This window comes from Aequorivita flava, assembly GCF_038742595.1.
GTDB classification, from domain to species: Bacteria; Bacteroidota; Bacteroidia; order Flavobacteriales; family Flavobacteriaceae; genus Aequorivita; species Aequorivita marisscotiae.
Genome location: NZ_JBANCF010000013.1, coordinates 57,390 through 78,171, shown reverse-complemented (window position 1 = coordinate 78,171; position 20,782 = coordinate 57,390). Strand labels below are relative to the sequence as shown.

General features: G+C 39.6%; 11 protein-coding genes. 4 read left to right on the top strand and 7 right to left on the bottom strand.

Annotated elements, in window-relative coordinates:
• The 4 genes from VZD24_RS13285 to lysA form a co-directional block, all read right to left on the bottom strand.
• The coding region (locus VZD24_RS13285) for a beta strand repeat-containing protein (protein WP_373693833.1) at window positions 1-5,046 on the bottom strand (5,046 nt) is incomplete at its 3' end.
• Window positions 5,047-5,240: 194 nt separating this feature from the next.
• Complete coding sequence (locus VZD24_RS13280; RefSeq protein WP_342687900.1) at window positions 5,241-11,987, bottom strand: M36 family metallopeptidase; 6,747 nt, start codon at window positions 11,985-11,987, stop codon at window positions 5,241-5,243.
• 157 nt (window positions 11,988-12,144) lie between these two features.
• Complete coding sequence (locus VZD24_RS13275) at window positions 12,145-12,336, bottom strand: cold-shock protein (protein WP_026451656.1); 192 nt, start codon at window positions 12,334-12,336, stop codon at window positions 12,145-12,147.
• A gap of 159 nt (window positions 12,337-12,495) precedes the next feature.
• On the bottom strand, window positions 12,496-13,701 hold the full coding sequence (gene lysA, locus VZD24_RS13270; RefSeq protein ID WP_279447353.1) for a diaminopimelate decarboxylase: 1,206 nt from the start codon (window positions 13,699-13,701) through the stop codon (window positions 12,496-12,498).
• A 195-nt stretch (window positions 13,702-13,896) separates the two neighbouring features.
• On the opposite strand from lysA, the gene sucC reads away from it, so the two are divergent.
• Window positions 13,897-15,087 (top strand): ADP-forming succinate--CoA ligase subunit beta, encoded by a 1,191-nt coding sequence (gene sucC, locus VZD24_RS13265; protein WP_279447352.1) that lies wholly within the window; start codon window positions 13,897-13,899, stop codon window positions 15,085-15,087.
• Between the two features lie 68 nt (window positions 15,088-15,155).
• Window positions 15,156-15,551 carry a TerB family tellurite resistance protein gene (locus VZD24_RS13260; RefSeq protein ID WP_279447351.1) on the top strand — a complete coding sequence of 132 codons (396 nt, stop codon included), beginning with the start codon at window positions 15,156-15,158 and terminating at the stop codon, window positions 15,549-15,551.
• On the opposite strand, the gene VZD24_RS13255 is transcribed toward VZD24_RS13260, so the two are convergent.
• The gene (locus tag VZD24_RS13255) at window positions 15,548-16,822 is read right to left on the bottom strand and encodes a DUF2254 domain-containing protein (RefSeq protein WP_279447350.1); all 1,275 of its coding nucleotides are present in this window, start codon (window positions 16,820-16,822) and stop codon (window positions 15,548-15,550) included. The genes VZD24_RS13260 and VZD24_RS13255 overlap by 4 nt on opposite strands.
• A gap of 205 nt (window positions 16,823-17,027) precedes the next feature.
• On the opposite strand from VZD24_RS13255, the gene VZD24_RS13250 reads away from it, so the two are divergent.
• Complete coding sequence (locus VZD24_RS13250; protein WP_279447349.1) at window positions 17,028-17,462, top strand: Hsp20/alpha crystallin family protein; 435 nt, start codon at window positions 17,028-17,030, stop codon at window positions 17,460-17,462.
• A gap of 72 nt (window positions 17,463-17,534) precedes the next feature.
• Here VZD24_RS13250 and rluF read toward each other — a convergent pair whose 3' ends face one another.
• Window positions 17,535-18,389 (bottom strand): 23S rRNA pseudouridine(2604) synthase RluF, encoded by an 855-nt coding sequence (gene rluF, locus VZD24_RS13245; protein ID WP_342687898.1) that lies wholly within the window; start codon window positions 18,387-18,389, stop codon window positions 17,535-17,537.
• Between the two features lie 113 nt (window positions 18,390-18,502).
• Here rluF and VZD24_RS13240 point away from each other — a divergent pair, with 113 nt between their 5' ends.
• A complete protein-coding gene (locus VZD24_RS13240; RefSeq protein WP_342687897.1) occupies window positions 18,503-20,029 on the top strand; it encodes a GH3 family acyl-acid amido synthetase in 1,527 nt (508 codons plus the stop codon).
• 106 nt (window positions 20,030-20,135) lie between these two features.
• On the opposite strand, the gene VZD24_RS13235 is transcribed toward VZD24_RS13240, so the two are convergent.
• The gene (locus VZD24_RS13235; protein WP_279447346.1) at window positions 20,136-20,738 is read right to left on the bottom strand and encodes a hypothetical protein; all 603 of its coding nucleotides are present in this window, start codon (window positions 20,736-20,738) and stop codon (window positions 20,136-20,138) included.
• Window positions 20,739-20,782 lie beyond the last annotated feature (44 nt).

The window sequence follows — 20,782 nt, the reverse complement described above, 5'->3', positions numbered from 1 at the left end:
GGTTACGGGTTGACATACGGCCACAGGAAATTGATTACAGGCAGATAGCGGATCGGTTACCGTAACCGTTGTTGTACAGGTAGAAACATTGCCGTTTACATCGGTTACGGTGAGTGTAACAGTGTTCGAGCCAACATCAGCACAGGTAAACGTGGATTTATCTATCGTAGCGCTCGCAATGCCACAGGCATCGGTACTTCCGGCGTCAATGTCGCCCACGGTGATGCTTGCATTACCCGTAGCATCCAATGGAAGGGTGAACGGTGCGGCACAGGTTGCAACCGGCGCAACGTTATCCGCAACGGTAACCGTTGTTGTACAGGTTGAAACGTCGCCATTTACATCGGTTACGGTGAGTGTTACCGTATTGGGTCCTATGTTGGCGCAGGTGAAAGTGCTTGGAGAAACACTCATAGAAGCAATGCCACAGGCATCACTACTACCACCATCAACATCGGCTGCAGCGATAGTAGCGTTTCCTGTATTGTCTAATTGAACTGTAATGTTCTGGCAGACCGCCGTTGGCGCAATGTTGTCTTCTACAGTAACTACCGCAGTGCATGTATTTGAATTGCCGTTTATATCGGTTACGGTTAATGTAACCGTATTTGGACCTACATCAGCACAGGTAAAAACGCTTGGTGAAACACTCATAGAGGCAATGCCGCAGGCATCACTACTACCACCATCAACATCGGCTGCAGCGATAGTAGCGTTTCCTGTAGCGTCTAACTGAACTGTAATGTTTTGGCAGACCGCCGTTGGTGAGACATTGTCTTCAACTGTAACCACCGCAGTACAGGTAGAAACATTGCCGTTTATATCGGTTACGGTTAATGTAACCGTATTTGGACCTATATCAGCACAGGTGAAAGTGCTTGGTGAAACACTCATAGAGGCAATGCCACAGGCATCACTACTACCACCATCAACATCCGCTGCAGCGATAGTAGCGTTTCCTGTAGCGTCTAACTGAACTGTAATGTTTTGGCAGACCGCCGTAGGCGCAATGTTGTCTTCTACAGTAACTACCGCAGTGCATGTATTTGAATTGCCGTTAACATCGATTACGGTTAATGTAACCGTATTCGGGCCTATATCTGCACAGGTGAAAGTGCTTGGAGAAACACTCATAGTGGCAATGCCACAGGCATCACTACTACCGCCATCAACATCGGCTGCTGCGATAGTAGCGTTTCCTGTAGCGTCTAACTGAACTGTAATGTTCTGGCAGACCGCCGTTGGCGCAATATTGTCTTCTACAGTTACTGTTACTGAAATTGTAGAAATATTTCCACTTTGATCTTCGGCAGAAAAATTGACCGTATTGGCGCCAATATTTGAGCAATTGAATGTGTCTATATCGATACTTAGGGAAGTAATTGTACAATTATCAGTTGTACCGTTATCAATATCGTTGGCTGTAATTGTGGCATCCCCGTTAGAATCCAGTTGTACGGTAATATTTTGAACTTGCAGAATAGGCTGAAGATTATCTTCTACCGTTACAATTGCAGTAGCAGAAGCAGAATTGCCTGCTTCGTCTGTTACTGTAAGTGTAACTGTATTACTGCCCAAATTGGCACAAGTGAAACTGGTTTGGTCTAAACTAAAAATTAGATTTGCGGGAAGTGTACAATTATCGGTAGATCCATTATCAATTTGCGAAGGCGTTATTGAAACATTTCCTGAAGCATCTAATTGCACGCTAATATCCTGAGTTATAACTACTGGCGGAATAACATCCTTTTTCTCAGTAACTGTAAGCACTACCGCATTATCGCCCGGATAAGTAATATTAAAAGTAAGTTGCTTACAACCAAAGTCGGCATAAATAGGAGATTGCAAATTTTTAGTAGCGATAGTTCCACTCACCGTAGCGATGGTAAACGAATCGCCTACACTGGCATCAAATCCTAAGGAAAGGTTTACACTGCCATTAAAAACTGCATTGGTTCCAACAATTTCCAACAAATCGTATTCTGTTACTTGTGTTAAACCGTTTATTTCAATATCTAAAACTGAAGTTGCATCAGAGATATATGTTCCCACAAAGGTCAATTTCCCGGGAGATGCACCGGGGGCGTAGATACCTTCATTGGTATAATTGGGTGTGTTGGAAATATTAATTGTACCCACCCCTTTGATGACTCCAGCTACTTTATTTGAAAATGGATCGGAATCTGCAAAATCGAAGGTACCAGACTGTACATCAATACTGCCAAAGTTTTTGGTATCGGTATAAATATAAGTAGATCCAGTGCCTCCAGATTTTTTCATCAAGCCGTAATTATTGAGGACTGTTGATCCACCTCCGCTATAGGTGAAATTTCCAGCATCTACTTGAAAATCTAAAACCCCAGTAGTCTGATTGTTGAAAATACCATCGGAAATATAAAGATCACCTGAGCTCGTCATATTGAAATTCGCTTCGTTGTTAATCGTTGTAAGTCCAAGAATGGAAGTATTGCTAGTTGTCGATCTAGAGATAACACTTTTGTTTATTAAGGTTCCACCCCCTGTAAGATTTCCTGAGCTCCAATTTACCGCATTAGTTCCCGAAAAATTAAATATTGCAGTAGTTGAAACGGGAATTGTTACCGTATTAATCCAAGAAATATCACCATTTAAGAGACCTGTTAAAGTTCCTGCAATATTAGTATTTGATGCCCATTGCAAGATGCTTCCGGCAGCTACATTATATGTACCATCGGTTAAATTATTGTCTAGCGATTCTAAAATTAAATTACCAGTCTCTACGGTTAAGGTGCCGTCATTATTATTTAGAAGAACACCAATTTTTGCATCTCCAGGGGTTGTTGTTCTTTTTATGAGTCCAAAATTATTTAGCACCCGTGACGCGGCTCCAGAATAATAAATATTACCCCCAGCTGTTTGTAAATCTAAAATGCCCGAAGTTTGATTGTTGAAAACCCCATCAGAGATGTATAAATCTCCACTACCCATTATATTGAAAAGTCCCTCATTGTTTAAATTTGTGAGTCCAACAATTTGCTTGTTACTAGTGGTTTGTTGAAAAATAAGACTCTTATTTATTAGGGTGCCACCTCCTGTAAGTATTCCGTTAGACCAATGTACACCACTACTTCCTGTAAAGTTAAAAGTAGCTGAGATGGAAGCAGGCACTGTTACCGAACTTGTCCAAGCTATCTCCCCATTTAAAACCCCTGATAGTGTTCCCGTCAAAATTGTATTAGACGCCCACTGAAAAACACTTCCCGAAGCTACATTATATGTACCATCTGTTAAATTATTATCGAGCGATTCTAAAATTAAGTTTCCAGTTTCCACAGATATGGTTCCGTTATTATTATTTAAAATGGTGCCAATTTTTACGTCTCCCAAGGTTGTTGTTCGTTTAATAAGGCCTGCATTGTTCAACACTCTTGAAGCACCTCCGGAATAGGTAATATTACCAGCAGCTGCTTGCAAATCAATAACACCCGAATTTTGGTTGTTAAAAATACCATCCGAAATATACAAGTCTCCACTGTCTTTAATTTCCAAAACTCCTTCATTATTTAAAATTGTTAGTCCTGTAATTATTCGGTTGTTAGTACTGGTAAGAAAAACAAGGCTTTTGTTTATTAAAGTGCCTCCACCGTTTAAGGTACCTGAATACCAATTTACACCATTGGGTCCAGTAAAATCAAAGGTGGCAGAATTTGGATTGGCAACCAACACATTAGATATCCAGCTAATTTCACCATCCAAATTACCGGTTAGTGTTCCCGTTAAATACGTATTAGACGCCCATTGTAATATAGCTCCATTAAATATATTATAAGTGCCGCTATTGAGGTAATTTTCAAGACCATCGAGTATTAAGTTACCAGTTTCTACACGTATTGTACCCCCGTTATTGTTTAAGATATTATTGATTCGAGCATTACCTGTGGTAGCAGTTCGTTTTATAAGCCCCGAATTGTTTAATATTCTGGAACCCGCACCGGAATAGGTAAAATTTCCGTCGTTTGCCTGCATATCAATAACTCCGGAAATTTGGTTGTTAAAAACCCCATCGGTGATATACAAATCGCCGCTGCCGGTAATATTGAAATCACCTTCATTATTTAGGTTTGTAAGTCCGAAAATAGATTTATTACTCGTGCCGGGTAAGAAAATTATACTTTTATTAATTAAGGTCCCACCTCCAGTTAGATCACCATTAGACCAGCTTACACCACTATTTCCGGTAAAATTAAAAGTTGCTGTTGTAGCAGATGCCACTGTTACGGTATTGATCCAATCAATTTCTCCGTCCAATACTCCCGATAAGGTACCTGCTAAAGTAGCGTTAGAACCCCATTGTAAAACACTTCCGGCATTTACATTATAAGTTCCATCTGTTAAATTTTGGACAAGACTGTTTAAAATAAGGTCACCTATTTCTACGTCTATTACCCCATTGTTATTGTTTAGAACTGTTTGAATATAAACGGTGCCCGTATTGGTTGTTCTTTTTATTCGGCCATAATTGTTTAATGTATGACTGCCTCCTCCTGAATAGGTAATATTTCCATTTGCTTCCTGCAGATCTATTACACCCGAGAGTTGGTTATTGAATATGCCATCTGTAATATACAAATCGCCACTAGTTGTAATATTGAAATTTCCTTCATTATTAATAGTGGTTGAGCCCACTATGCTTTTATTGCTCGTTGTGGTTAAATTGAAGGTTCCATTATTCGTAAAAGTACTTCCCCCCGAAATGCTAGAACTAATCCAGTTCACTACACTGCCCGTATCTGAAGAGGAAGGAGAAGTAAAGGTTAAATTACTGAATAAGTTAACTACCGCTGTACCTTGAATAGTTATAGACTTCACGGAGGCGTCGATATTTACATCTACATTACTAGCTGTAGGTATTATAACATCATTCACGGCCGTTGGCACTTGTGCTGGATTCCAATTATTGACGTTGCTGTAATTTGCATCTATTGCGCCTGTCCAAGTGATGGTTTGGGCTTGTATATTGGTACAAATACTGAAAGAGAATAGAAGAAGAAGGAGTATATTTTTCATAATTGACAGGAATTAATAATTTGGTTATAGTATTACATCGAAAAAAAAGTTAACATGTCATCATATATCCTTAAAAAAATTATTAAAGCAAGTTAAAACCCTTACAAGCACTGTTAAGCGTGTAGAAATAAGCATATTAAAAAACCCTTCCGAATAAATTCGGAAGGGTTTCCCATTAAATTAAAATTAAGCGCTTACTCCTTTATAAGCCTTTTGGTTATTCTGCCGTTTTCACCTTCTATTATTACAATATAGGTTGCCGCAGCTAATTCAGAAATATCAATAGCCTTTTCGGAGCCCATATTCCTTAGGTCTATTGTTTTCACTACTCTTCCTCTAATATCGAATATGTTTAAATTTTCGAGAGAAAGGCTTTGTGGGTTTCCAATCATTACTGTGTTTTTAGCTGGGTTTGGATACATTTGCACGCTTCCAATATTTGCGTTGTTATCGCCTACACCCAATACACTTTCTACGATAAGTTCAAAATCACAAGTTGAAACATTTCCATATGCATCCTCTGCAGTAAATGTAATGGTGTACGTACCATCGGCGAGCGGCGTTCCTGCCGCCGGACTCTGAGAGGTTAACGTAACCGGATCTGTACAGTTGTCTATTGCTGTAGCTTCACCCGTTGCAAAGTAATCTGGAAGGATATAGAAAATGTTGCCAGGTCCCGGATCAACGGTCTGATCTGCAGGGCAGGTAATAACCGGCGCTAATAAATCTACCACTGTAACTTGCGCTGTACAAGTTGCTAGGTTGCCGTTTACATCCATTGTAAATACTTGAACCGTAATTGGCGCTCCTATATCGGCACAGCTAAAGTTTGTAATATCTACTGCCGAGGCAAAGATTCCGCAGGCGTCATCGTTAGAGGCTATCACATCACTTGGGTCAAGAACGGCAGTACCATCGGCACCAAGTTCAAGGGTGAAGTCCTGACACACTAACACCGGGCTGGTATTGTCTTCCACAGTTACCGTAGCGGTACAAGTTGACGTGTTTCCATTGACATCGGTTACTGTTAATGTTACAATATTGTCACCAACATTTGAACAATCAAAAGTATCTATGTCGAGGTCGTAGCTCGCAATGCCACAGGCATCGGTGCTTCCGCCGTCAACATCTATTCCTGCGATGGTTACAGTTCCGGACGCATCAAGCGCTACCGTGATGTCCTGGCAAACAGCTACTGGCGCCGTAACATCCTCAACGGTTACTATTGCGGTACAGGTTGACGTATTTCCGTGAACATCGGTCACCGTTAGCGTCACGTTGTTGGTACCAACATCGCTACAATCAAACGTACTTGGACTTACTGATGAAGTCGCTATTCCACAGTTATCGGAACTACCTCCATCAACATCTGCCGGGGTAATTGTTGCGTTACCGGCCCCATCAAGTTGAATGGTGATATTCTGGCAGACCATAGTGGGTGGTTCGTTATCCGTTACGGTAATGGTAAAACTGCAGGTGCTGGTGTTTCCGTTTACATCGGTCGCGGTGAATTCAATGGTGTTTACGCCAACCGGGAAACTGCTTCCGCTTGGATCGCCCATTGTTTGGACGACGCTTGCAATGCCGCAATTATCGAAAGCCACCGGAGTAACAAAGGTTACCGTTGCAAAACAATCTCCCGCATCTGTGTTGGCGGTTATGTCTGCCGGGCAGATAATTGTTGGCGCAATGCTATCCTCAACGGTAACCGTTGTTGTACACGTTGACACATTGCCGTTTACATCGGTTACAGTAAGTGTTACCGTATTCGGACCTACATCGGCGCAGGTGAAATTCATTTTATCAATTGTTGTCGTTGCTATTCCACAGGCATCGGTGCTTCCGGCATCAATGTCGCCAACGGTAATACTTGCATTACCCGAAGCATCCAACTGAAGGGTGAACGGAGCAGCACAGTTTGCAACCGGGGCAACGTTATCTTCAACGGTGACCGTTGTTGTACAGGTTGAAACGTTGCCGTTTACATCGGTTACGGTGAGTGTTACCGTATGCGGTCCAACATCTGCGCAGGTAAATGCGTTCGGGGAAACTGAAAGTGAAGCAATTCCACAGGCATCGGCAGACCCACCGTCAACGTCGGCGCCAGTAATTGTTACATTACCTGTGGCATCTAATTGGGCGGTAAATGGTTGGCATACGGCAGTTGGTGCCACATTATCTTCAACAGTTACAATAGTTGTACAGGTTGAAACATTTCCGCTAGTATCGGTTACGGTGAGTGTTACTGTATTTGGTCCTACATCTGCGCAAGTAAAGTTGCTCGGCGCGATACTTACTGACGCAATGGCGCAGTTATCTGTACTTCCAGCATCAATATCTGCAGCAGTAATACTTGCATCTCCATTAACATCTAATTGTAAAGTAAAGGGTGCAACACAACTAGCAGTTGGCGCTTCGGTATCGTTTACTGTTACATCAAAACTACAAGTTGCTGAATTTCCAGCACCATCGGTAACAACAAATGTATTTGTAGTTGTTCCTACTGGGAAATTGCTTCCGCTAGGTAAACCTGCGGTCTGTACGGGAACAAGTACGCTACTAAAACAAAATACATGGTCGTTAAGCAACGGAGTCCACCCCCGTGATCCGACGATTGTAATAGTTTTAATACCTGGAATAGCAAAAGAAACCGGAACGGGTGTAGCATCCGGAATTGCCACAGGACCTACTACTCCAAGCGAAACACCTCCGGTATCAAAAGCTTCTATCGTGGCAGTGTCGGCAAAGCCGTTAAATGCACTAAGATTAAAATTAACTGAGTGTACCGGAGTATCGTATATAAGGTTCATTGTATTGGTCGTATTCCCTACAATATTTTTATTTACCTGTCCAAAATATCCCGCGGCGTTCCATTGAAAATACCCGGATGGAACTTGATATACGCAACCATCTTGAACAAGACCTGGACCCTGCCCATTTGCAACGGTGTTTTCATCTAAAGTTGTAACTCCCGGTAGTACTTCAGAAGTTCCTGTTGGCAATACATAAGTTTCAAAATCTTCGGTTGTGCAAGTATTGGCAACGCCACAATTATCTGTTGCTGTAGGCGCAGTATAATTAACTATAGCGCCACAACTTCCTAGATCGTTATTAACAATCACATTGGCTGGACAAGAAATTACCGGATCCTCTACATCATTTACAGTAATTACTTGAGTACAGGAATAACTAGCGCCTGCTTGATCTATGGCTGTCCAAACCACGTTTGTACTTCCAACTGGATATGTATCACTGGCATCTGCTGTATTGTTATAATCATTAATAGGAACAACACATAAACTTAGGTCGTCTATATAAAACAATGGAGTGGCGGTTGGATTTGGATCAGTTCCAAATTCGTTAGTTCTAGGGAAAAAATTTATAGAACCAATAGTACTTAAACCTCCGATCCCGGTACTAAATGAACTGTAAGGGTGTGTAATAATTGATGTTCCATCAATAAAAAACTCACAGGTATCATTTGTTAAATCGATGTAAAACATAACTTCAAACCAGCCTCCTTGTGGGTAAACAAATGGGTTTAGCGTATTTTCAACTTGATAATTTGCTGTTCCATCAGAGTTAAATTGAATTTGATGTGCCCATTCAGTACCTGAAGTTTCAGATTTTTGAATGTTGGTAAATGCTGAATTGCCTACAGGGATGTACATGGAATATTTTACTTCCCAAACTCCACTGGCTAGATTGCCTAATCTATAGGTTTGATCTACCGGTCCTCCGGCGGGAACTCCAGTAATTTTAACACTTTTTGTTCCGCTTTGGGCTTGGTCTGTTGAAACTTCGGCACTTTCTGATGGTGTACCTGGGGTCCAAGTTTCCCAATTTGCATTTTGACCTAAAATTGGCCCTAGGGTATAACTTTCAATATCATCAACTTGAATGCAACTACCAGACCCGCATCCAGCACCAAATACTGCCATAGGCACCGTGATATTTGCGCCACATGTGCCAGGATCATTGTTTTGGGTAATATCTGCTGGACAGGTTAAAGTGCTCGGAACCGCTACTCCTATTACATTTACAAGTGCGGAACAAGTTGAAGTAGCGCCATTATCATTGGTAACTTCAACAGGGATGGTATTCATACCAATATCTGCGCAAGTAAAACTAACGGTTGCACCCAACGGAGCTCCGGCCAATACTGTATATCCTCCACAATCTACGGTAACACTGTGCAGGAAGTCGGCTGCGTTCACCGTTGCATTCCCAGTAGCATCTAATGTAACATCTAAAACTGGGGCTAATTCTTCATAGTCATAATGTATAGCCCAAGAATTTAATGTTCCGGTATCTGCACCTGCGTTGTCTGAAACGGTAACTTCCCAAATACCAGCCGTATTTTCACCATCGAAAATAGACAGTGGATTGTTTGGTATAAAGGACCCATCTATAGTTGGCGTTGCCGTAGCACATTCGGTTTCAACTGGTGTCGCAGCTTCATCGTCTAAAGTAGCATCAATATCATCTCTACTACAACCTGCTCCACTGGTGGTTCTTCCCGGTCTGTCTATAATTGTGGCTGTTGTTCCTGCAGGTGATTTTAATGTAACTATTATATCACCTACCCAAGTGTGGCTTATATTTATATCTACATCTAAATCGGTAATAGTTACATTTTCTGTAACATTCATTGTCGCGGTTACGCCTGTTGGGTTATTATCTGGAATCGGCAAGCCAGGACTATCTGAGCTCGATCCAGTCATTGGAATCGCGCCAGAGCCTCTACATATTATTACAGGTGGATCGTTAGTTACATTTATATCATCGGTAAGTGTTGTTGGATTGCCAGTACAAGGGTCGTTTACGGTATAGGTAACAGTTACCAAGCCTGGACCTCCAACAGTTGGGTCGAAGGTAAAAGTAGTACCGTTACCATCATCTGTTACACCCGAACCAGTATAATGACCTCCCGTAGGGCTTCCACCGGTTAATCCTGTTTGAATTCCTGCGGACATACATACTTCGTCAATAACATCTAAGTTTGAAAAACCTGGTGGTAAATCGAATGCTTCTGTACCGTCCGTTGTACTGCTAGATGAACCTTGACTCGCACTAAAGCCTAGACCTCTTCTTGCAAAAGCTTCCCAAATAGCGCAGACATGGGCACCGCCATATAAGGCTTGGTCTGCAGCTAAAATAGCATCACGACCATCAACAAACCCAGGACTGCAAGGTTGTAGTTTTAAACCTTCGGTAACAATGGCCAATGCCACATTATTTCCTCCATTACCATAATAAACATCGGGATCAAAAGGAACTGTTGCTATAATGCCCCAAGTCATATCCCAAAGCATCGTTGCCCAAACTTCACCAACACCATGAGGTATTGCCATGGTTTTTATATCATCGTAAGTATGATTGTTAACAGCAAAATCGGTACTATAGCGTTGGGTTCTTACACCCGGTCCAGTTGTTGGTTGACCTAATAAATAGGTTCCTACACCACGGGCATCTGTACCTGTATCGCCAGGTTCAATAGTTAATAACAAGCCGTAAAAGTCGCTCCAACCTTCACCCATTTGCTCTGCGTTATTTAAACAACTAACGTTACCACCACCACCGGTTAGTCTGTTAGAAACACCATGGCCATATTCGTGAGTTACCACGCCTGCATCTAACGAGCCATCGTGGGCTGGAGTTGAATTGCTACATAAAAACATATTCATTGTAGGGTTAGAACCATCTACCGGCGTACCAAAATTAGCGTTACAGTTACCCGGCGCTTGAGCGTTGGCATTTACACTGTCTGATCCTAGCCCTCCGCGTAAGTAGTTGTTTTCCTGAAAGTTTCCACTAGCCTCATCAAACCCATATTGATACAGTACATCGTGCATAATGTTGTTCCAATAAAACAAGTTAGTTATATATGGCGCTGTATTTAAAGCTGGGTTTTGTGTTAAATCTATAGGAAAGTCGAAGTTTAATGCTGCTGTTCCGTCGGGGCGATCTATACCCTTATGAGCATCTACATTATTACCTGTGGTAACTGTAAATTCTGGTCCCGCTACCCCATCTGTATCGTGCCATCCAAAAGGAGAAGCTACCGCGTCATCAGGATCAACTTGCATGGAACGTGCACCGTGATTAGGAGACTCAACAGGCATTGCGTAAACCCGGTATCCGCTCGCGAGTGCTTCGGGTACTTCCGAGATTAGGTTTTTAGGTGTTTCATCGTAAATATAACTGGCCTCAATTTCGGTAATCGGACCAATTAATGTAGTATAATTTACTGCGTTTTCACCGTGATAATGCTCATTATGTTTATCCATAATGTTACAGGAAACGGTCCAATTATTTTTATCTATTATTTTTCCGGTTGAAGCATCTACGCGGAAATTCCACCAATCGGTTGACGTTGTTTCTGCGATAGAAAGTTCCCAAATTAGTTGGGTGCCAGCTCCTTCTCTATAATAGTACATTAATTTTGCCGGTATATCTACCAATGATATTCCAGCTTTATTAAATACGGCGGCTTTATTTTTTCCACCTTTATTTTGCAATTCTTGTAGGTTTGAAATCTTATAACCCATTTGGCCGGCTACAGAAGTAATAGCCTGTCTTGCTGAAATTCCTTGCGAGCTACCTTTGAGTGTAGCCTTTACATCATTTAAAAAGGAATTGTGCTCCATCAGAACTTTTCCGGTTTTATCTAAATGTACACTAGATTCGGTACCGAATACTTCCACACCGTTAATAGCCTGACGTAAATAAACGTGGCGTATACCACTTAAGCGGCTTACGTGTTCTTGCGTAATAACATACGTATTACTTTTTTGTTTAATAAGTTGATTTAGCGAAATGGTTGAAGACTCTGTAGCGTATTGAGCTACTTCCTTTTCTTTTTCGGGATTTTTGTGTTGTGCGCAAAGTTGAATAGGCATCGCGCTTAACACTAATAAGAGAAGTGTTAATTTTTTCATAATTAAGAAATTATTTTGTTAGTTGTATAAATTTATAACAAAATATTAACAATCAATATGTTATGAGTAATAAATTTTAAAAAAAACATTTCCTTAAAATGAATCCATAAAAAAAGCCTCCCGATTGGGAGGCTTTGACTTAAAAAAATTGTGTGTATTAAAGTACTTTTACGTTAACCGCGTTCAATCCTTTTTTACCTTCTTGAAGATCAAATTCTACTTCGTCACCTTCGCGAACTTCGTCGATTAGGCCTGAAATGTGTACAAAATGTTCTTTGTTGGTTCCTTCTTCAGTGATAAAACCAAAACCTTTGGTGTCGTTGAAGAATTTTACTGTTCCTTTGTTCATTGTATTTAAATAAATAATTAATATAAGCGGCAAAGATAGGGTTTTTATTTACATATAAGCTTTTTTAGAATATTTATTTTTTGATTGAAAATAAATACAAAAATCTCCAAAATTTAACGCTTTCTGTGCCAATTACTCAATTCTTTTTGCTCGAGTGGCTCATAATTCAATTGCAATTTGATTTTTTAAAATATCATCAAAAGTTTCTCTTTTTCGTATCAGGTGTGCTTTTTCATTATACCAAAGTATTTCTGAGGGGCGATATCTAGAATTATAATTGCTGGCCATAGTGAAGCAGTACGCACCGGCGTTATGAAATGAAAGTATATCGCCTTCCTGTATTTCTGGAATACGGCGATTGTTGGCAAAGGTATCGGTTTCGCAAATATAACCTGTTACTGTATAAAAGCGATCTCTACCTTTCGGTCTGGAAATATTTACTATTTCGTGTTGTGAGCCGTATAACATTGGCCGGATTAAATGGTTAAATCCGCTATCAACTTGCGCAAATACGGTAGAAGTAGTTTGTTTTATCACGTTTACTTTCACCAAAAATTGCCCAGCCTCGCTAACTAAAAACTTGCCTGGCTCAAAAGCGAGGGTTAGATTTTTTCCGTATTTTTTACAAAAATCGTTAAATCGTTTGCTCAGCTTTTCACCCAATTCTTCTACATTTGTTTCAATATCGCCTTCTTTATAAGGTACTTTAAAACCACTTCCGAAGTCGATAAATTCTAAATTATCAAAATTTTCGGCCGCATTAAAAAGTATTTCCGAGGCGTAAAGAAAAACATCAATATCTAAAATATCGCTACCGGTGTGCATATGGATTCCGTTGATGTTCATTCCGGTATTTTCAACAATTCTTTTTAAGAGCGGCATCTGATGGATTGAAATTCCAAATTTACTATCAATATGCCCTACCGAAATATTTGCATTTCCTCCAGCCATTACGTGAGGGTTTATACGAATACACACAGGTGTTTGCGGGTGGTTGGTTCCAAATTGTTCTAATATGGAAAGATTGTCAATATTAATCTGCACGCCCAGTTGCGCCGCTTTTTCAATTTCTTCGAGCGAAATTCCGTTGGGTGTGTAAATAATGTCCTCAGGTTTTGCACCTGCTTCCAAACCAAGCATCACTTCTTGAATTGAAACAGTATCTAGACCACTGCCCATATTAATGAGCAACTTTAATACTGAAATATTTGAGAGCGCCTTAACGGCATAATTTATCTTTAAACGTTCCACCTTTTCAAAAGCGCTGGTTAAACGTTTATACTGCTTTTCAATTTTTGCGGCGTCATAAACATAAACAGGGCTTCCGAATTCTTGGGCAATTGCCAAAAGGTCTTGATTTTTCATTGTTAAAGAATAAATTTTTAAAAATTAGGGCGTAAAAATAATGATGAACCCTTTAATATTTAGCGAATACTTCCATAATTTTTCAATTTTAAAAAAGCATTCTGAAGGTTGTGAATTAATGCCTTAAAAAACATTAGCGCAATCCTATCACATTTGTTATTTTTGCATTCCATAAACAAGTACAAAACCGATACTATGAATTTACACGAATATCAGGGAAAAGAAATTTTAAACAGTTTTGGCGTTGAAATACAGCGCGGTATCGTGGCAACAACTCCGAAAGAAGCTGTGGAAGCCGCAAAAAAACTTACAAAAGATACCGGAACGGGCTGGCACGTTATAAAGGCACAAGTTCACGCTGGTGGCCGTGGAAAAGGTGGCGGTGTAAAGCTTGCAAAAAACTTGCAAGAAGTTGAAACTATTGCCGGCGATATAATTGGAATGAACCTTGTAACGCCGCAAACTTCTGCCGAAGGTAAAAAAGTACATCAGGTACTAATTGCCGAAGATGTTTATTATCCCGGCGACAATGAGCCGGAAGAATATTATATGAGCGTTCTTTTAAACCGTTCCACTGGAAGAAACATGATTATGTATTCTACCGAAGGGGGAATGGACATTGAAACAGTTGCCGAAGAAACGCCTCATTTAATTTTTACCGAAGAAATTGATCCAGCCGTAGGCCTTTTAGGTTTTCAAGCCCGAAGAGTAGCTTTTAACCTTGGGTTGAGCGGAAAAGCGTTTAAAGAAATGACAAAATTTGTTAGCGCGCTTTACAAAGCTTATAGCGAGTCTGACTCGTCTTTGTTTGAAATCAATCCAGTTTTAAAAACAAGCGACGATAGAATAATTGCCGTTGATGCGAAGGTGAGTCTAGACGACAATGCGCTTTACCGTCATAAAGATTATATGGCTATGCGCGACATTCGCGAAGAAAATGCTGTAGAGGTTGAGGCTCAAGAAAAAGGCTTAAACTACGTTGACCTTGACGGAAACGTTGGTTGTATGGTAAATGGAGCCGGACTTGCAATGGCCACGATGGACCTTATAAAGCAAGCTGGTGGCGAACCCGCAAACTTCCTTGACGTGGGCGGTACCGCAAATGCCGAACGCGTTGAAGCAGCTTTTAAACTTATTTTAAAAGATCCGAATGTAAAGGCAATTTTAGTAAATATCTTCGGCGGGATTGTTCGTTGCGATCGTGTGGCCCAAGGAATTGTTGATGCCTATAAAAATATGGGAACCATAAACGTACCTATTATTGTGCGCCTGCAAGGCACCAATGCCGATATTGCAAAAGAATTAATAGACAGCAGTGGCTTAGACGTTCAAAGTGCCATTGAATTTCAGGAAGCTGCCGATAAAGTGAAGGCAGTACTTTCTTAAAAAAAAAGAGCAGTATAAAGTAAAAAGCCCTTCGCAACTGCAAGGGCTTTTTTTTGAATTAAAAAATTATGGAGAATAAAGATCGAGCTCTTCTTAGTGATTTAATACAAATGATTAAGGTAGATGGAAAAATTAAAAATTCTGAAATTCAATTTATCCAGAAAATGGCAACGAGAATGAATATTTCGGATAAGGAATTAATCAACCTTATTGAAGATCCAGCGCCATCTCAAGCCGTTTACAGCGAAGTGGAACGTATCACCCATTTTTACAAACTAATTTTGGTGATGAAAATTGATAATGAAACCCATCACACCGAATTGGTAGCCCTAAAGAATTTCGGACTTAAAATGGGCATTCGCCCTGTAGTAGCAGATCAAATATTAAGAAAAATGGAGCAGTCTAAAGAACAAACGCTTCCCGCCGAAGAATTATTAAACATTTTTAAAATTTACTACAACTAGGCTTTGTATATTTTTTCGATTGCCGCCACATCCGTTTCACTTTCCAGGGAATCTTTGGCTTGTTTTAAGAGGGTTTCCATTTCTTCACTAACCTGTGTATGATAATTTACTTCGGCCGCGGGTTGGTTTTGCAAATATTTTAGCATCCACAATAATTTTGAAACCATAATTGGGTCGTGCTTACAATACGTCCGCAGTGATGCCATTACGTTAAAGAGCAATTCTTTAAAAGTTACTACGGCAACCCTTAGGTTTGTTTTCTTGTTGTGTACAATAATTCCGTTGTCTTGTTTTTGCATTCGCAGCGCAAACAAATCTGTTAAATAATCTATGGCGTTAATAGCGGTCCCCGGATCGTTTATTCCCGGAGACATTGCCTTAACCGCTATTTCGGTAATTTGTTTAAAGGCCAAGGTGTAATTGTCTTCAATTAATTCGCCGCGCGCAAAACTAATATTCGACACAAATGCTTTTACAACCTTATCGTCCAAAGGTTTTTCAGATTTTAAGAAAGTAGCGTTTTTTAGTACAAATAATCCTTTGGGAATAGTAATGTATATCTTAGTTTTTTCTTCTTCACAAATTTGCAAGATATTATTTATTGAAAGATTTTGAAAATAGCCACTACTTCCGGCAGGATATGCATGCCATTTTGAAGTATCGGGAAAGGTTTTATTTTGGTCTTCTTCCGATTTAATCAGTTTTTTAAGTCGTATTTCGGCACTTTCAAAAATGGTATCTAGAATATTATTTATCTGTATGCTCTGTGAAATATTATGAATAAAATAAATAAACGCCACCAAACAAATAATGGTCATAACAATACCCAATAGCACTGAAAATCCAGGAAGGGTGTATTTATCTTCACTGGGCTCGATGGAAAATAGCGTAAAAATATTATATAGAATTGTCGCCAAATAAATCCCCAAAATAAACTGATGGCGTTTATCGCTAATTAGCCCCGGAAGCAGGCGTGGTGAGTAATTACTAGACGCCTGGCTCAGCAGTAACATCACCATGGAGAAGCTAAAGACCATTAGCGAAATTAACCCTCCAAGACAGGCACTCAGCACCGACAAGGCCGTATCGCCATCCTCTACCATCAACAAAGGCAATACATCCATTATTTCTTTCGAAATGCCCTGCCCTTCCAAATACATCATTAAGGCAGCAACAAAAAATCCAGTAATTGCCAGCAAGGTTGGATAAAATGCAATTTTACTTTCTACCGTATTAAAAAAGTCGAAAATGCGAACGAAGATCTTTTTCATAAAATGGAACAATTAGTGGTTTAAAAGTACTGAAACCAACTTCTCTATTTCTTAAAAATGAATTAATGTTGCATTCGCGCTTATTGTTAATGACACATCGTCAGATTTTTTACTTATTTACAGTCAGAATGTCGCTTTTAAATATTTGGAATTGTTATTGAAAAAAGAATTAAAAAAATAACAAATTAAAAACAATAATATAACTATGAAAACAGTTAATAAAGATGGCGTTTGGTTGCCCGGAATATTAGATAATTTACTTTTTGACAATAAACTGGATGTTTTTAATAATAATTATGAAACATTTAGCATTCCCGCGGTAAATATCATTGAAAATTTGACGAATTTTGTACTAGAAATTGCTGTTCCAGGTTTTCAAAAAGAAAACTTTACTATTGAGGCTGAGGAAGATACACTAAAAGTTTCTTCAAAGACAATAGAAACAAAGGAAGAGACTGATACCGAAACTCGATATACGAGACGGGAGTTTAATTACAGTAATTTTGAGCGTTCTTTTACGCTTCCAGAAACGATTAAGATAGAAGATATTCAAGCCAAATACGAAAATGGCGTTTTAAAAATTACGCTTCCAAAATTGGAAGAAAAGAAAGCATTTAAGAAAATGGTTGAGATTTCATAATTGAAATTTAATTTGGTTAGTTAGTTGAATTGACCGCGTGCTACTCAATCGGTGCGCGGTTTTTTCATGGGCTTAATTTGGGCCTCGCCTTCTTCTACCACCCGTACTTCTTTGTTCGCGCTTTAATTTGCGCTCTTCGCGGCGTTTCACTTCCGGTTTTATTGTTTCCGCAGCTTTTTGGCGATCTTCCTTTTTATAAATCTTTGGTTGTCCGTCGCTATCCTTTACGGCCTCCTTTAAAGTTTTTAGTTCCGTTGCCGTAAGATCGCGCCATTGGCCAACGGGTAAATTTCCTAAAACCAAATTCATAATCCTTATTCGCTGTAATGCAACTACCTCGTAACCTAGGTATTCGCACATTCTTCGTATTTGTCTGTTTAGTCCTTGTACTAAAAAAATACGGAACTCGAATCTGCTAATCCTTTCAACTTTACAACGCTTGGTTACGGTGTCTAAAATTGGTATTCCGGCGCCCATTCGTACTATAAATTCATCGGTAACGGGTCTATCTACTTTTACAATATATTCCTTTTCGTGTGCGTTTCCGGCGCGTAGTATTTTGTTTACTATATCGCCATCATTGGTCAATAAAAGCAAACCTTCACTGGGCTTATCTAATCTTCCCACCGGAAAAATGCGTTCGGGATGGTTTACAAAGTCTATTACATTATCGTCAAATCTTGTATCTGTTGTAGAGGTTATCCCGACGGGTTTATTCAACATTATAAAAACTTCGGTATCGTTTTTAGTAATAAGTTTTCCATCTACGCGTACCTCATCTCCGGGCATTACACGATCGCCAAGTCCAGTTTTTTCGCCATTTATGGTTACTCTACCGTTATCAATTAGGGTATCGGCCTCTCGTCGGGAGCAGTATCCACTATCGCTTATTGCCTTATTTAAACGTACAGAATCTGGGTGGTGCATCACTTCTTTTTTGCAAAGATACCATTATTGAAGCGCATAAGGAAAAGGTTAAATTTGAATTAATTATTTCATCAAATTTTCCAAATTATTGTAGTTTCCACCAAATTTAAAAAATGGCAATACTCGGTTCAATCATCAAAACGGCAATAGACCTTCGCGGGGCAATTATTTCTGAAAAATCTCCTGTGGAATCCCAGCGCGAAGTTTTAAAAAATCTTTTGGAAAAAGCAAAAGACACTGCTTTCGGAAAATATTACGGATTCGAGAAAATTCTGGAATCCGAAGATTTGCAGGAAGCATTTGCCGGTAACGTGCCTTATTTTGATTATCACCAAATGGAAGACGCCTGGTGGTGCAAAACCCAGAAAGGACTTAAAGATATTAGCTGGCCGGGAACTCCCAAGTATTTTGCACGAAGCAGCGGCACCACAGGTAAAACTTCAAAAAAAATACCCGTTACAACCGAAATGATTGAAGCAATTCGCACAACGGGTATAAAGCAAGTTGGGGCTTTGACGAATTTTGAAATTCCTTCAGATTTTTTTGAAAAGGAAATAATGATGCTCGGCAGCAGCACAGATTTGGAGGAACAAGATCAATTTTTAGAAGGTGAAATTAGCGGAATAAGCGCTAGCAACATTCCGTTTTGGTTCCGCGGATATTACAAACCGGGCGAGGAAATTGCACAAATGGATGACTGGGACCAAAAGGTTGCAACTATTGCGAAAAACGCTCGCAATTGGGATATTGGTGCGTTAAGCGGTATTCCCTCGTGGATGGAGTTAATGATGAAAGAAGTAATTGATTATCACAATGCAAAGAACATACACGAAATCTGGCCAAACTTGCAGGTTTATACTTCGGGAGGCGTTGCATTTCAGCCGTACGAAAAGAGTTTCAATCAATTATTGGCGCATCCCATTACTGTAATTGATACGTATTTGGCTTCGGAGGGATTTTTAGCATTTCAAAATAGACCTGGAACCACTTCAATGAAATTAGTTACCGACAATGCAATTTACTTTGAATTTGTGCCCTTTAAACCAGAATATATTAATGAAGACGGATCGCTTTGGCAGGATGCTCCCGCTCTTACCCTTTCTGAAGTTGAAACCGGAGTAGATTATGTTTTAATAATTAGTACGGTATCTGGCGCCTGGCGCTATTTAATTGGTGATACTATAGCTTTTACAGATATTGAAAAAGCCGAAATTAAAATTACCGGACGTACAAAATTCTTTTTAAATGTAGTGGGGTCGCAGCTTTCAGTGAATAAAATGGAGGTAGCCTTACGAGAAATGGAAGAAAAATTTGATATTGAAATCCCAGAATTCACATTAGCCGCCGTAAAAATTAACGATGCATTTTACCACCATTGGTATTTGGGCACGGAAACTAAAATTAGCGCAGAAAAAATAGCCGAAGCTTTGGATAGTGCATTAAAAGAAGCGAATAAAAATTATTCCGTCGCTCGTTCCAAAGCATTAAAGGGCGTTAAGGTTACTACAATAAATCCCGAAATATTTCACGAATGGAATGCCAAGAACAAAAAGAAAGGCGGCCAAGTAAAGATGGAAAAAGTAATGGATGAAGAAAAATTTGCCACTTGGGAAGATTTTGTAAAAACGCAAATTGGGTAAGACCAAGAAAAAACTGCAAATTAACCCATTACGAATTGCCGATTAGTAAATTTGGGTATCCTGAATGGAGTCGCAGCCTTTTGCAATGATTAACTATTATGTATAACTAATCGTCTTTACCAACTATTTCGGGATCGTCCTCAACTTTGTTTTCATTGATGAGCTCCATTACTTCTTCTGGGGAAATATATAATCTTCGAATTCGCTCTTTGTATTTTTCGGATAGATTGGCGTTATCTAATATAAAATTTTTAGTTTTTAAAATATAATCGCCCATACCGTGGGCAATCGCATAGGTATCTGCAGTGCGTTCCACTTCCTTGATATGGGCAGAAGAGAAAAGATATTTTATTCCGAAAATGATCATTCCAAAATTTGTGCGTGCACTGTAATCCATTAAATGTCCGAGTTCGTGACCAAGCCACCCAACTTTAACATCAGATGGAATATCATCCATTGTAAAGATTTCACCTTCTATTTGAATGCTTCGGCTAATTAAAATAATGTACTCTCTGTTTTCCTTACTTTTAAAAAAACTTGTAAACCGAGGCTGCGCCTGCATGGTAGATTTTTTAATGTTTGTTTTATACTTAAATTCAATTGCGGTATCGTAGAGTTCCGGATAAAAGGTTAATGCCTCAATTACTTCGCTTTTAATATCTGCAGGAATAATTTTATTCTCTAAATTAATGCTTTGTGCTGTAGCCATAGAAAGGGAAAAGTACAAAATAGGTTTTATGAAAGACGTTAAGA

Excerpts from the sequence above, each read along its gene's own strand:
- VZD24_RS13280 (WP_342687900.1), bottom strand. The coding sequence starts at position 11,987 with ATGAAAAAATTAACACTTCTCTTATTAGTGTTAAGCGCGATGCCTATT.
- VZD24_RS13275 (WP_026451656.1), bottom strand. The coding sequence starts at position 12,336 with ATGAACAAAGGAACAGTAAAATTCTTCAACGACACCAAAGGTTTTGGT.
- lysA (WP_279447353.1), bottom strand. The coding sequence starts at position 13,701 with ATGAAAAATCAAGACCTTTTGGCAATTGCCCAAGAATTCGGAAGCCCT.
- sucC (WP_279447352.1), top strand. The coding sequence starts at position 13,897 with ATGAATTTACACGAATATCAGGGAAAAGAAATTTTAAACAGTTTTGGC.
- VZD24_RS13260 (WP_279447351.1), top strand. The coding sequence starts at position 15,156 with ATGGAGAATAAAGATCGAGCTCTTCTTAGTGATTTAATACAAATGATT.
- VZD24_RS13255 (WP_279447350.1), bottom strand. The coding sequence starts at position 16,822 with ATGAAAAAGATCTTCGTTCGCATTTTCGACTTTTTTAATACGGTAGAA.
- VZD24_RS13250 (WP_279447349.1), top strand. The coding sequence starts at position 17,028 with ATGAAAACAGTTAATAAAGATGGCGTTTGGTTGCCCGGAATATTAGAT.
- rluF (WP_342687898.1), bottom strand. The coding sequence starts at position 18,389 with ATGCACCACCCAGATTCTGTACGTTTAAATAAGGCAATAAGCGATAGT.
- VZD24_RS13240 (WP_342687897.1), top strand. The coding sequence starts at position 18,503 with ATGGCAATACTCGGTTCAATCATCAAAACGGCAATAGACCTTCGCGGG.
- VZD24_RS13235 (WP_279447346.1), bottom strand. The coding sequence starts at position 20,738 with ATGGCTACAGCACAAAGCATTAATTTAGAGAATAAAATTATTCCTGCA.